Source organism: Dactylosporangium aurantiacum (assembly GCF_000716715.1).
GTDB classification, from domain to species: Bacteria; Actinomycetota; Actinomycetes; order Mycobacteriales; family Micromonosporaceae; genus Dactylosporangium; species Dactylosporangium aurantiacum.
On record NZ_JNYJ01000007.1, the window covers coordinates 223,608 to 235,926 of the forward strand.

The window sequence follows — 12,319 nt, forward strand, 5'->3', positions numbered from 1 at the left end:
GGACTATTCGGTTTAGCCTGACAAACCGGACAGTCTGGGGTTGCCCAAACGGGTGAGAACGTCCTCATGAAGGTGACCGTTCGTAGCGACCGCGCTCCCGCCGCCCGGCCCCGGCTGCCCCTGCAGGTCCGTGAACGTGCCCCCGGCCTCGGTGACGATCGGCACCAGCGCCGCCAGGTCCCACAGCGACAGCTCCGGCTCGACCATGATGTCCACGGCGCCCTCGGCGAGCAGCATGTACCCGTAGAAGTCGCCGTACGCCCGCTGCCGCCACGTCCGGCGGGTCAGGTCGAGGATGGCGTTGAGCCGCCCGGCCTCCTCCCAGCCGCCGAGCGACGAGTAGCAGAAGCTCGCGTCGGCGAGCCGGTCCACGCCGCTCACCCGGATCGGCGTCGCCGCGGCCGTGTGCCGCCCCGCATACGCACCGTGACCGAGCGCGGCCCACCAGCGCCGCCCCAGCGCCGGTGCCGACACCAGCCCGACCACCGGCTGGGCGCCCTCCATCAGCGCGATCAGCGTCGCCCAGATGGGCACCCCGCGGACGTAGTTCTTCGTGCCGTCGATCGGGTCGATCACCCACTGCCGGGTCCCGGGCCCGGCGGCGGCCTCGGTCGCGCCGTACTCCTCGCCCAGCACCCCGTCGCGCGGCCTGGCCCGCTGCAGGGTGGCCCGCAGCGCCTTCTCCACCGCCGTGTCCGCCTCCGTCACCGGCGTCAGGTCGGGCTTCGTCGACACGTGCAGATCCTGGGCCCGGAACCGGGGAACGGCGATCGCGTCCGCGGTGTCGGCAAGCAGATGAGCGAGGGCCAGGTCGTCCGCGTAGCGCGCCATGCGCGGAAACTTAGCCGACGATCGCCATCTTCTGGCAGTACTGTCGCCGTTTGTGACCGCCTCGTCCGCCGCCTCGCCCGCTGCCTCGCCCGCCGCGCTGTGCGGCCTGCTCGCCGAGGAGGACCGGCTGCGCGTCTACGCCGCCGTCGTGCTCGGCGCCTCGGGTCTCACCGAGATCGAGTCCGCGACGGGCCTGCCGGCCCGCACCGTCGCCGCCGCGGTCGCCCGCCTCCAGCAGGGCGGCCTGCTCGGCCTCGCCGGCGGCGCCCTGCGCGCCGACGTGGAGGTGTTCAAGGACTCCGTGCGCGCGCACGCCGCCGCGCCGCCCCCGGCCGAGCCGATGGACCCCGACCGCCAGCGCGACCAGATCCTGCGCACCTTCGTCGTCGACGGCCGCCTCACCCACCTGCCGGCCGCGCACGGCAAGCGCCAGGTCGTGCTGGAGCACATCGCCGCCTCGTTCGAGCCCGGCATCCGGTACCCGGAACGCGAGGTCAACGCCGTCCTGCGGGCCTGGCACGACGACTACGCGGCCCTGCGCCGCTACCTCGTCGACAGCGACCTGCTCTCCCGCGCCGACGGCACCTACTGGCGCACCGGCGGCCCGGTCGCCGTCTAGGAGCCGCCGTCGTCCTGCTGGTCGGAGGTGCCGTCCTTCGGGTCGGCGGCGCCCTCCTTCGAGGCGAGCAGCCGGCGGAACGACGCGAGCCGCCGCGGGTCGGCGCCGCCCTCGGCGACCAGCTTGTCCAGCCCGCACTCGCCGCCGGCGCCGGTGTGGTCGCAGTTCGGCGCGCACCGCGTCGAGGCCTCGACCAGGTCGGGGAAGCCGTGCAGCAGGCTGTCCGCCGACACGTGCGCCAGCCCGAACGACCGGATCCCGGGCGTGTCGATGATCCAGCCGGGGTCTTCCGGGCCGGCGCCCGGCAGGCGCAGCGCCACGGCGCTGGTGGACGTGTGCCGGCCCTTGCCGACGGCGCTGACCACGCCGACGGCCCGGTCGGTGCCCGGCACGAGGCGGTTGACCAGGGTCGACTTGCCGACGCCGGAGTGCCCGATCATCACCGAGACCCGGCCGCGCAGCGCGGCGACCAGGTCGTCGATCGGCTCGTCGGGGCGGCACAGGACGTACGGCAGGTCCAGCTCGGAGTAGTAGTCCAGCACCGCCTCGGGGCCGGCCAGGTCCCCCTTGGTGAGGCACAGCAGCGGCTCGATCTCGGCGTCGTACGCCGCGACGAGGCAGCGGTCGATGAAGCCGGTCCGCGGCGGCGGGTCGTGCAGCGAGTTGACGATGACGAGCTGCTCGGCGTTGGCGACGACGACCCGCTCGAAGCGGCCCTCGGTGCCGCCTTCCTCGTCGTCGGCGGTGCGCATCAGCACCGACCGGCGCTCGTCGATGCGCACGATGCGGGCCAGGGTGTCGGGGCGGCCGGTGACGTCGCCGACGATCTGCACGTTGTCGCCGACGACGACGCCGTGCCGGCCCAGCTCACGGGCTCGCATGGCGGTGACGACGATGTCGGTGCCGGCCACGTGGCAGGTGTACCGGCCGCGGTCGACCGCCACGACGAACCCGAGGACGGCGTCGCTGTGCTTGGGGCGGGTGCGCGTGCGGGGTCGCGAGGACCGGCTCGGGCGGACCCGGACGTCGTCCTCGTCGTACTCGCGTTTGCGCGTCAGTCTTGCCCTCCGAAGGAAGCCGCTCCGTGCACCATCGTCGACCATAGCCGGGGGAATTCCGGCAGTGTCTTCGCGGTGCATGTGACGTCGTCGAGGCGGACCCCGTCGACGGCGAGCCCGAGGACGGCGGCGGCGTGGGCCAGGCGGTGGTCGTCGCGGGTGGCGACCGTGGCGCCGCGCAGCGGCCGGGGCCGGATCCGCAGGCCGTCGTGGTCCCTGGTGACGTCGGCGCCGAGCGCGCCCAGCGCGGTGACCAGCGCGGCGATCCGGTCGGTCTCGTGGCCGTCGAGGTGCGCGACGCCGTGCAGGTGCGACGGGCCGTCCGCGACCGCGGCGAGCGCGGCCAGCACCGGGATCAGCTCGGCCGCGTCGGCCAGGTCGGCGGTGATGCCGTGCACGGTGCCGGTGCCGCGCATGACGAGGCCCTGCCGGGTGAGCGTGGGCGCGCCGCCCATCCGCCGCAGCAGCTCCAGCAGGCGCCCGCCGGGCTGCAGGCCGGAGCGCGGCCACCCGGCGACGGTCACCGTGCCGCCGGTGACCAGCGCCGCGGCGAGGAACGCCGCGGCGGCCGGCAGGTCCGGTTCGATGTCCCAGGCGCGGCCGTTGAGTCGTCCCGGCTCGACCACCCAGACGTCGGGCCGGCCGTCGTCGACGCCGGCCCCGGCGGCGCGCAGCATCTGCACCGTCATGCGCAGGTGGGGCGCGCGCGGCACCGGAGGCCCGGCGTGCCGCACGACGACCCCCCGGTCGAACTCGGGCGCGGCGAGCAGCAGCCCCGAGACGAGCTGGCTGGACGCGGACGCGTCCATGGTCACCTCGCCGCCGGTGAGGCGCCCGATGCCGTGCACGGTCAGCGGCAGGCCGCCGCCGTAGTCGACCCGGGCGCCGAGGTCGCGCAGCGCGCCGACCAGCGGCGCCATCGGCCTGGTGCGGCTGCGCCCGTCGCCGTCGAACACGACCGCGCCGTCGGCGAGGGCGGCGATCGGCGGCAGGAAGCGCAGCACCGTGCCGGCGCCGCCGACGTCGACGCGGGCGGGTCCGCGCAGCGGGCGGGGGCGCAGCAGCCACAGGTTGTCGTCGGCGGTGGACACGTGGCAGCCCATGGCGCGCAGGCCGGCCGCCATGAGCTCGGTGTCGCGGGCGCGCAGCGGCGCGCGCAGGGTGGTGGCGCCGAGCGACAGCGCGCCGAGGACCAGCGCCCTGGCGGTCATCGATTTCGAGCCGGGGAGTCGCACGGTGGCCGTGACCGGCCCTGGGGCGGTCGGCGCGGTCCACGGCAGGTGCGCGGGGGCGGTCAGGTTCGGCACGCGTTCAGTGTGCGGGTCGTTTCGTTGCGTAGCGACCATTGACGATGCGGCGTTCGCGGAGTCACCGCCGGCGTCGGTACCGTATTGAGCATGTGTGGTCGGTATGCGACATCCCGCAGCAACGTTGACCTGAGCGCGCTCTTCGAGGCCGCCGACGAGACGGACGGGCTCGAGCCGGACTACAACGTCGCCCCCACGGACCAGGTGCCGGTGGTGCGCCTGTCCCAGTCCGCCGGTGGCCGGGTGCTGAGCTCGGCGCGCTGGGGGCTGGTGCCGCCGTGGGCGCCCGACCTCAAGGGCGGCGCCCGGATGATCAACGCCCGGGCGGAGACGGTCGCGGACTCCAAGGCGTTCGCGCCCTCGTTCGCGAAGCGGCGCTGCCTGGTCCCCGCGGACGGCTGGTTCGAATGGGTGCGCGGCGAGGGCAAGACGAAGCAGGCGTATTTCATGACCCTCGGCGAGGACGAGCCGTGCGTGTTCGCCGGGATCTGGACCGTGTGGGGCAAAGCGGAGAGCCGGGTGCTCACCTGCAGCATCATCACCGCGCCCGCCGTCGACGATCTGGCGCTCATTCACGACCGCATGCCGCTGGTCCTGCCGCCGTCGCGGTGGGAGGAGTGGCTGGAGGCCCCCGTCGATGAGCGGCTGCTCGCCCCGACGCCGTCGGAGCACGTCGCGCGGCTGGAGCTGCGACCGGTCGGCGCGCGCGTGGGTGACGTACGTAACGACGGCCGTGATTTGCTGGACCGCGTGCCGGCCCCGGCCCTGCGGCCGGGCGATGTGGAGCCGATCGATCTGACCCTCTTTTAGGGCGTACGTCCATTTCATCCCCGGCAGAATTTGTCGATCGGCGTGAAAACTCTTGTATTTGCAGGCGTTTGTGCGATAGAACACAGCGCCGGTAGGTCAATGTCGGATGGGGGCATCCCGACGTTTTCCTGCCTAGTGTTCGTTTGACCCACGGGGGAGGTGGGTGTATGACCCGGGCGAGGATGCCACGCCCGCATGAGGTCGCTGCCGCCAAGCGCGATCCGCGTCTGTTGCGCGCCGTTCGCGAGCAACAGGGCGATGATGCCTGGCGGACCCGCGGCGCATGCCAGACCGTTGATCCGGAGACGTTCTTTCCGGCCCCGAGTGAGCCCGCCGACGCTGCCGTCGCGTTGTGCCGCACCTGTGATGTCCAAGGCGCGTGTCTGGCCTGGGCGTTGGAGGTCGGCGACTGCCACGGGGTGTGGGGAGCGACCACGCCGCGTGAGCGGCGTGCGATGCTCGTCGCATGGCGCAGCGACGTGCCCAGTCCCAGCCTGACCGGCGCGACGCCGGGACCCGATCACCGGATGGGCCCGGTGGCGTGCCTGCCGCTGCTGCCGATCCAGCGGGTCGGCCGCACCGACCGCAGGGATCCGGTGGGCGCGGCCAGCTGACCGGCCGTTCCACCAGTCGTTCCAGCCGCTCCACCGGCCGCTCCATCGGCGACGCAGCCGATGACGTGTCCGGTGGGGCGGTCGACGGCGCGGCCGGCCACCGGGCCGGTGGCGCCGCCGGGCGGCGGAGTCGTTCGCGGGCCAGGCGGTCGGTCGTCGGGCAGGAGGTCGACACCCCGTTCGGGGTGGCGCGCTACAACCTCGACGTGCCCGCCGGCTACACCGGCACACTGCTCGTCCTGGGCCACGGCGCCGGCGGTGACGTCGACGCCGTGGACCTGGTGGCGGTCCGCGCCGCCGTGCTCGCCACGGGCGCCGCGGTGGCGATGGTGACCCAGCCCTACCGGGTCGCCGGTGCCCGCCGCCCACCCGCACCCGCCAGGCAGCTCGACGCCGCCTGGCTCGCCGTCGTCGCCGAGCTGCGCCGCCGGGTGGCGATCGACACCCTGGTCGTCGGCGGCCGGTCCAGCGGCGCCAGGGTCGCCTGCCGCACCGCCGTCGAGGCCGGTGCCGGACGGGTCCTGGCGCTCGCCTTCCCGCTGCACCCGCCGGGCCGGCCGGAGGTCACCCGGTCGGATGAGCTGCGCACCGGCGTGCCGACACTGGTGCTCAGCGGCGACCGGGACGCCTTCGGGGTGCCCGAGCCGTCCCCGACGGTCCACGTCGAGGTCCTGCCCGGCGAGACCCACAGCCTGTCGAAGGCGCCGCACCTGCTCGCACAGCTCGCCGTGGCGTTCGTCACCACCGCCGCGGTCGCTCGTTGAACAGCATGTGACCGGTGCAAATCGGACACACTCTCCACACCGCGGACCGACGTCGTTCCGCAACCTCCCAGGCCCTTCCTGTTCCCGGCGGCCGTCCGGTCCCAATGTCACATGGCCGGCCGCCGGGGCAGGCGGGTAGGAATTGCCGGGCCGCCGCGGTTGTTGCACAGACCGTGCGACGCTGCGGAGGCGTCGCCTGTGGAGGGAAGTTCGTGGCCATCCTTGAACGCGAGGACCAGCGCGTCCGCGAGTTGCTGTTCAGCCCCGCATGGCCGGCGGCGACCGACGCGGAGCCGGATCCGTCCTGGCAACCGATCGCCCGGGAGCGGTTGACGGGCGCCACAAACTCAGAAGTCGCTCAGCAACTCGGCGTATCCTCGGCAGGACGGTCGAGGGTTGGAGTCGCACGAGTGGTCAGTAGCGAGAGCGCGGTGCAGCAGCGCATCCGGTTCGAGCACGACGCGTTGCCCTTCATCGATCAGCTGTACGCGGCGGCCTTGCGCATGACGCGCAACCCGGCCGACGCCGAGGACCTCGTCCAGGAGACGTTCCTCAAGGCGTATGCCGCGTTCCACCAGTTCGAGACGGGCACGAACCTGAAGGCCTGGCTCTACCGCATCCTCACCAACACGTACATCAACTCCTACCGTCGCCGCCAGCGCCAGCCGGTGCAGGCGCCGACCGAGGAGATCACCGACTGGCAGCTCGCCGAGGCCGAGTCGCACACGTCCAGCGGTCTGCGGTCCGCCGAGACCGAGGCCCTCGACCGGCTGCCCGACTCCGACGTCAAGGAGGCGTTGCAGTCGCTGCCGGAGGAGTTCCGGCTCGCCGTCTACCTCGCCGACGTCGAGGGCTTCTCCTACAAGGAGATCGCCGACATCATGAACACGCCCATCGGCACTGTGATGTCCCGCCTGCACCGCGGCCGCCGCAACCTGCGCCGTTCGCTCGAGACCTATGCTGCCGATCGGGGATTCACCCGCACCCCGTCCGCTGAGCCGAGCGAGGTCTGAGATCGATGAGCTGTGGAGACCCGCACGAGACAGACTGCAGTGACGTCCTCGCCGAGGTGTATCTCTACCTCGACCTGGAGTGCGCCGACGACCGCCGGTCGCTGATCCGCGACCACCTTGACGAGTGCTCGCCGTGCCTGCGCGAGTTCGGCATCGAGCAGGAGGTCAAGGCGCTCGTCGCCCGCTGCTGCGGTTCGGAGCTGGCACCGGCCGAGCTCAAGGACCGCCTGCGGCTGAAGCTCTCCGAGCTGGTCGTCAACGCCGAGGCCCGGGAGCTGCGCACCGACTGACCGCCGCCGGCGAGGCAGCGCCAGGGCGCCAGCGTAGGCGGCACACCGGCTGCCCGCGCGGGGTGAAGGGCAGCCGGGCGGCGTCCGGGACCAGGAAGCCGTACGCGGACTGAGCGCCGCCGGGCTGTGGTCGTCCGTGCCCGCGACGCCGCGGCGAGGCGGCGCCCGTTCCCGGCATCGCCGCCGCGCCGCGGGCTGCCCGTCCCGCGCCCCCGTTGCGAGGCTGTGCCGACCGTCCCCGCCCCGGCCTGCCACCGGGGCGGGCGGCGCGTCAGCGTAGGCGGCACACCGGCCCGCGCGGGGGTGAAGGGCGGGTGGGCGATGTCCGGAAGCGGGAAGGCGTGCACGGACTGATTGCCGCAGGGCCGCGGCCGTCCGGGCCCCAACAACGCCGCCGCGAGGCGGCCGTCCGGGCCCCAACGCCGCCGCGAGGCGGCCGTCCGTGCTCAGTAGCGCCGCCGTGCCGCGGGCTGTCCGTCCTGCGACCCTGCCGCGAGGCGGCGCGCTGGGACGCCCGGGGCGGCGGGGCGTCAGCGTAGGCGGAACACCGGTCCGCGCGGGGTGAAGGGCAGGCGGGCGGCGTCCGGGACCAGGAAGGCGTGCTCGCGGCGGACCCTGACCACGTCGCAGTAGCCGTCGGTGATGACCAGGATCGGGGCGTCGGCCGGGAAGTCCGGGGCCCGCTCCAGCAGGCGGACCCCGGGCTGCAGCACCGTGCCGCCGCGGCCCTTGACCCTGACCCGGCCGGCGATGTCGGCGACCGGCAGGTAGCCGGCGTCGTACGCGGCGGCGTCGCAGAACACGACCCGGGCGGCCGGCACGTCACGGGCGGTGGCGTAGGAGGCGACCGCGCCGAGGGCCTTGCCGAGCAGGGTGCGGTCCATGGAGCCGGAGGTGTCCAGCACGACGCCGAAGGTGGCCCGCTCGACCTCCTCCTCCGGCCACAGCCACCCGGGCCGGGGGATATTCGGGGTGGCGCTCTGCCGCCGCGACGCGCGCGCGTAGGAGCGGCGCGGCGCCGGGCCGCGGACGTGCTCCTCGAACCAGCGGGCGAGCTGGGCGTCCCACGGCAGCGGCGGGTGGTCCAGCGCCCGGATCTCCTGCACGAGACCGGCCGGCAGCAGGCCGCGGCCGTGCGACTCGTGGAAGGCCAGGCCCGTGGCGAGGGCGCGCCGGTAGTACTCGTCGAGCTCGGTGCCCCGGTGCCCGCGGCGGGCGTCGCTGAGCACGTCGCCGAGGCCGCGGCCGCGCAGGGTGCCGAGCCGCCGCAGCCGGCGCAGGTCGGTGGCGAGGCGGTCGTACACCTCCTCGGCGCCGGCGTCCTTGAACTGCGGGTCGTAGAGGGCACCCTCCGGCAGGTCGCCGACGGCCATCTCGACCAGCCAGCCGTTGATGACGTAGTCGGTGGCGATGTTCCACAGGTACGGGTCGCGGTGCGCGACCCGGTCGCCGTGGCGCAGCGCCGCGTGCAGCATCTCGTGCGCGATGACGAACCGGCGCTCGTCGGCGGTGAGCGGGGCGAGCGGGTTGACGTAGATCTCGGCGGCGGCCGCGTCGACGGCGGCGATGGTGATCGACAGGTCGCGGGCGACGGCGACGTCGCTGACGATGGTGAACCCGGCGGCGAGCCCGGCCAGCAGCGGGTACGACGACACGAACCACCGCCGCGCCGGCTCCCACCGCTCGTCGGGCTTGCGGCCGCCGCGGTCGCTCTGCCGCACCGCGCCGGCCTCGTCGACGGCGGCGGCCGCGGCCTGGCCGAGGCCCAGCGCGAGCCGGTCCGGCCAGCTCATCGGCCCGGCCGGCGCCCCCGTCGGCGTGGCCGCGGCGCCGCGTGGCCGCCACGCCGGGCGCGGCGGCTCGACGGGTGCGGGGTCGGTGTCCGCGCCGGTGCCGCCGGCGCAGCAGCCGGCCAGGCCGTCGGGGACGCCGGAGACCCGCCAGCGCTCGGCGAGCTGCTCCTCCGGTGCCGTCGGCAGCTCCGGCAGCTGTACCGGGGCCCGGCCGAGCCGCAGCTCCCGCTGGAACCGGGCGACGACCACGCACCGGGCGACGGCCAGCTCAGCGTCGACCGGGGCGCCGGGGTCGTCGAGGTGGCCGAAGCCGAGGTGCAGCGCGCAGTGCGCGAACACCCAGACCCACTCGTCGAGCTCCAGCGGCGAGTGCTTGTTGACGGTGACGGTGCCGTCGGCGCCGACCCTGGCGTGGCCGCGGGCGCGGATCAGCGGCGTGTCCTCGGCCCAGGCCATCCGCAGCTCCCGCCAGTCGACGCCGGTCGGGTCGTGGCTGAGGGCGCGGAACATCGGGTTGCCGGCGACCGCCGACCACGCGTTGCGGGCGGTCTCCAGCCGCTGGTCGGTCCTGTTCCTGCCCTTGCCGGCCATCGGGTCAGACCCGGGCGGCGACGAGGCGGGGCAGGTCGCGGGTCACCTCGACCAGGAACCACGCCGGCAGCACCGGCATGCCGTCCTCGTCGGCGGCGATGACCAGCTGCGCGCACTCCAGGGAGATCTCGGCGAGCTCGACGAGCAGGCCCTTGGCCCGCACCGCGAACCGGCGCACCGACGGCGAGGCGTGCTCGCGGCCGGCCGGCAGGTCCTTGACGAGCCGGGCCCGGAACGCCTCGGCGAAGAAGTACAGCAGGTCCCGGTCCGTCGGGTCGCGGGGCCACGACGCGTCGCCGCGGACGATGGCGTCCAGGCCGTAGCGGTGCCGGACGGTCTTCACGTACGCGCAGAACGCCGACGCGTGCGACGGGGTCAGCGTGCCCGTGGTCAGCACCCGCAGCGTCTCCTCGTCGACGTCGTCGCCGAAGGAGTGCAGCGCGTCGGACAACATGTGCCACGACCGCGGGGTGGAGAACGGCTCCTCGGTCTTCGGCGGCTTCGACCACAGGTGGTCGGGGCGCTGCGCGAGGTACCCGGTGACGTGGGCGTGCAGGCCGGCGCCCACCGCCCAGCGCAGCCAGTCGTCGGCGCTGGCCCGCAGGTGGACGTGGATGAGCCGGTTGAGCAGCGCGGAGGCCATCGGCCGGGCGAGCGCGTTGTCGGAGGAGCGGTTGCCGGCGCCGATCACGATCGACCCGGCGGGTAGCTCGTACGCGCCGATGCGCCGGTCGAGGATGAGGGAGTAGAACGCCTTCTGCACCTCGGGCGAGGCGGAGTTGAGCTCGTCGAGGAACAGGCAGTAGGGCTCGTCGCGGGCGATCGACTCCGGCGGCGCGAAGCGGCTGCGGCCGTCGCGCAGCTCGGGCACGCCGATGAGGTCCTCGGGGGCGAGCTGGGTGCCGATGAGCGTGACGCAGTCCAGGCCGAGCGCGGCCGCGAACTGCTTGACCAGGGAGCTCTTGCCGATGCCGGGCTGGCCCCAGACGAACACGGGACGCACGACCGCGACGTGCAGCAGCACGCCTGGCAGGGTCGCCGGGGTCACCGTGACGGTCGATTCCACGCGGCCATGATGCGTTCGTCGCATGGCCGCGCGCGAGCGGGTTTCCCACCGATATGCTGCCAAGCGCAATCCGACGTCAAAGGAGACCGGGATGTCCGACGAGATCCGCGCCGAGATGGTGGCCAACGTCTGGAAGATCACCACGGAGGTCGGTGCCGAGGTCAGCGAGGGTGACACCCTGGTCATCCTGGAGTCGATGAAGATGGAGATCCCGGTCGTCGCCGAGTCCGAGGGCACGGTCAGCCGGATCGCCGTCAACGAGGGCGACGTCGTGCAGGAGGGCGATCTCATCGCCGTGATCGGGTGAGCGTCGCGGCACCGATCGTCCGCCGCGCGGAGCCGGCCGACTTCGCCGAGGTGGCCCGGCTGACCGTGGACGCGTACCGGGCCGACGGCCAGCTCGACGAGGACCACGGCTACGGCGAGCTGCTCGCCGACGTGGCGGACCGCGCCGAGCACGCCGAGCTGCTCGTGGCCGCCGACGGCCCGGTGGTGCTGGGCGCGGTCGCGTTCGTGCTGCCCGGCACCCGGTTCGCGGAGCTGTCCAGGCCGGGCGAGGCCGAGTTCCGGATGCTGGCCGTCGACCCGGCCGCGCAACGGCGCGGGGTGGCCAGGGCGCTGGTGCGCGCCTGCGTGGAGCGGGCGACCGTCCTGGGCTGCGGGTCGCTGGTGATCTGCTCGCGGGAGCGCAACAGCGCCGCGTTCGCGCTCTACGACAGCTTCGGCTTCGTCCGCGAGCCGGCCCTGGACTGGACGCCGGTGCCGGGCGTCAACCTGCTCGGCCTGCGGCTGAAGCTGCCGACCACCGTCACCTGAGCTTCCGCCGCCGGCGGCGTCACTCGCCGCCGGCGGCGGCCAGGCGCATCAGGTCCTCGGCGACGATCAGCGTGGCGTCGCGGCGGTCCTGCGGGGTGAGGTCGTCGCGGCCGCGCAGCACGAAGTGGCCCGCGTGGATGGTGAAGATCGCCATCGCACGGCGCAGCTGCTGGACGGTGGACTCCTCGGGGACCATGAGGAAGCTGAAGACCCGCTCCATCTGGTCCTTCATGAGCTTGCCGGCGGCCAGGGTGTTGATGAGCGTCTGGTTGCGCTCGAAGAAGCGGATCACGTGCTCGTGCTTCGCGACGTCGTGCAGGACCGAGTAGCGCCGCACGAACTCGATGCGGGTCTCCTCCGTGCGCGGCTGGGCCTCGGCCCACTCCATCAGCGCGTCGACGGCCGCGATGCGGTGCTCGATGAGGCTCTTGACGATGTCGTCCTTGGTCGGGAAGTGGTAGTAGAGCGCGGCCTTGGTGACGCCGAGCCGCTCCGCGATCTCCCGCAGGGACGTCTTGTCGTAGCCGTCCTCGATGAACATCTCCAGCGCGACCCGCTGGATGTGCGCGCGCACGTCCTCGGCTTCGGCGTCGTCGGTCCGGATCCGGTTGCGCCCCCGGACGACCCGCGCGGTCTGCTGGCTCTGCTCCATCGGGACCATCCTACGAGACAACCTACTTGACGATCGGCTAGTACGAAGCTTACCGTGCGGCTAGTAAGTTCACTAGCCGGCCGACAAGTAAGGTG

Annotated in this window: 14 protein-coding genes; 8 read left to right on the forward strand and 6 right to left on the reverse strand. The window is 73.7% G+C overall.

Annotation, left to right across the window (positions count from 1 at the left end; genetic code table 11):
- Positions 1-12: 12 nt before the first annotated feature.
- A complete protein-coding gene (hisN, locus tag OP18_RS09760; protein WP_033358431.1) occupies positions 13-831 on the reverse strand; it encodes a histidinol-phosphatase in 819 nt (272 codons plus the stop codon).
- Between the two features lie 52 nt (positions 832-883).
- On the opposite strand from hisN, the gene OP18_RS09765 reads away from it, so the two are divergent.
- Positions 884-1,450: a DUF2087 domain-containing protein gene (locus OP18_RS09765; protein WP_063745464.1), complete on the forward strand. Its 567-nt coding sequence runs from the start codon at positions 884-886 to the stop codon at positions 1,448-1,450.
- Here the strand turns inward: OP18_RS09765 and rsgA are convergent.
- Together rsgA and aroA are read right to left on the reverse strand one after the other, a co-directional pair.
- Entirely contained in the window at positions 1,447-2,553 is a 1,107-nt protein-coding gene (gene rsgA, locus OP18_RS09770) for a ribosome small subunit-dependent GTPase A (protein ID WP_081970607.1), read from the reverse strand. The genes OP18_RS09765 and rsgA overlap by 4 nt on opposite strands.
- The gene (aroA, locus tag OP18_RS09775) at positions 2,505-3,815 is read right to left on the reverse strand and encodes a 3-phosphoshikimate 1-carboxyvinyltransferase (RefSeq protein WP_033358433.1); all 1,311 of its coding nucleotides are present in this window, start codon (positions 3,813-3,815) and stop codon (positions 2,505-2,507) included. The genes rsgA and aroA overlap by 49 nt, the downstream gene beginning before the upstream one ends.
- Positions 3,816-3,905: 90 nt before the next feature.
- Here aroA and OP18_RS09780 point away from each other — a divergent pair, with 90 nt between their 5' ends.
- The 5 genes from OP18_RS09780 (at position 3,906) to rsrA (ending at position 7,306) form a co-directional block, all read left to right on the forward strand.
- Positions 3,906-4,625 carry an SOS response-associated peptidase gene (locus OP18_RS09780; protein WP_033358434.1) on the forward strand — a complete coding sequence of 240 codons (720 nt, stop codon included), beginning with the start codon at positions 3,906-3,908 and terminating at the stop codon, positions 4,623-4,625.
- Between the two features lie 167 nt (positions 4,626-4,792).
- Positions 4,793-5,239: a WhiB family transcriptional regulator gene (locus OP18_RS54930; protein ID WP_081970608.1), complete on the forward strand. Its 447-nt coding sequence runs from the start codon at positions 4,793-4,795 to the stop codon at positions 5,237-5,239.
- A 185-nt stretch (positions 5,240-5,424) separates the two neighbouring features.
- Entirely contained in the window at positions 5,425-6,003 is a 579-nt protein-coding gene (locus OP18_RS09785; protein WP_033358649.1) for an alpha/beta hydrolase family protein, read from the forward strand.
- A 212-nt stretch (positions 6,004-6,215) separates the two neighbouring features.
- On the forward strand, positions 6,216-7,016 hold the full coding sequence (locus OP18_RS09790) for a sigma-70 family RNA polymerase sigma factor (protein WP_279327148.1): 801 nt from the start codon (positions 6,216-6,218) through the stop codon (positions 7,014-7,016).
- 5 nt (positions 7,017-7,021) lie between these two features.
- On the forward strand, positions 7,022-7,306 hold the full coding sequence (gene rsrA / locus OP18_RS09795) for a mycothiol system anti-sigma-R factor (RefSeq protein ID WP_033358436.1): 285 nt from the start codon (positions 7,022-7,024) through the stop codon (positions 7,304-7,306).
- 530 nt (positions 7,307-7,836) lie between these two features.
- Here the strand turns inward: rsrA and OP18_RS09800 are convergent.
- Positions 7,837-9,690 carry a vWA domain-containing protein gene (locus OP18_RS09800; protein ID WP_052386458.1) on the reverse strand — a complete coding sequence of 618 codons (1,854 nt, stop codon included), beginning with the start codon at positions 9,688-9,690 and terminating at the stop codon, positions 7,837-7,839.
- 4 nt (positions 9,691-9,694) lie between these two features.
- Positions 9,695-10,738 (reverse strand): AAA family ATPase, encoded by a 1,044-nt coding sequence (locus tag OP18_RS09805; protein ID WP_156089431.1) that lies wholly within the window; start codon positions 10,736-10,738, stop codon positions 9,695-9,697.
- A 40-nt stretch (positions 10,739-10,778) separates the two neighbouring features.
- On the opposite strand from OP18_RS09805, the gene OP18_RS09810 reads away from it, so the two are divergent.
- On the forward strand, positions 10,779-11,063 hold the full coding sequence (locus OP18_RS09810) for a biotin/lipoyl-binding carrier protein (RefSeq protein WP_156089393.1): 285 nt from the start codon (positions 10,779-10,781) through the stop codon (positions 11,061-11,063).
- Positions 11,060-11,572 carry a GNAT family N-acetyltransferase gene (locus OP18_RS09815; RefSeq protein ID WP_033358439.1) on the forward strand — a complete coding sequence of 171 codons (513 nt, stop codon included), beginning with the start codon at positions 11,060-11,062 and terminating at the stop codon, positions 11,570-11,572. The genes OP18_RS09810 and OP18_RS09815 overlap by 4 nt, the downstream gene beginning before the upstream one ends.
- 19 nt (positions 11,573-11,591) lie before the next feature.
- Here OP18_RS09815 and OP18_RS09820 read toward each other — a convergent pair whose 3' ends face one another.
- Positions 11,592-12,224, reverse strand: a complete 633-nt coding sequence (locus OP18_RS09820; RefSeq protein ID WP_162189763.1) for a TetR/AcrR family transcriptional regulator — start codon at positions 12,222-12,224, stop codon at positions 11,592-11,594.
- Positions 12,225-12,319 lie beyond the last annotated feature (95 nt).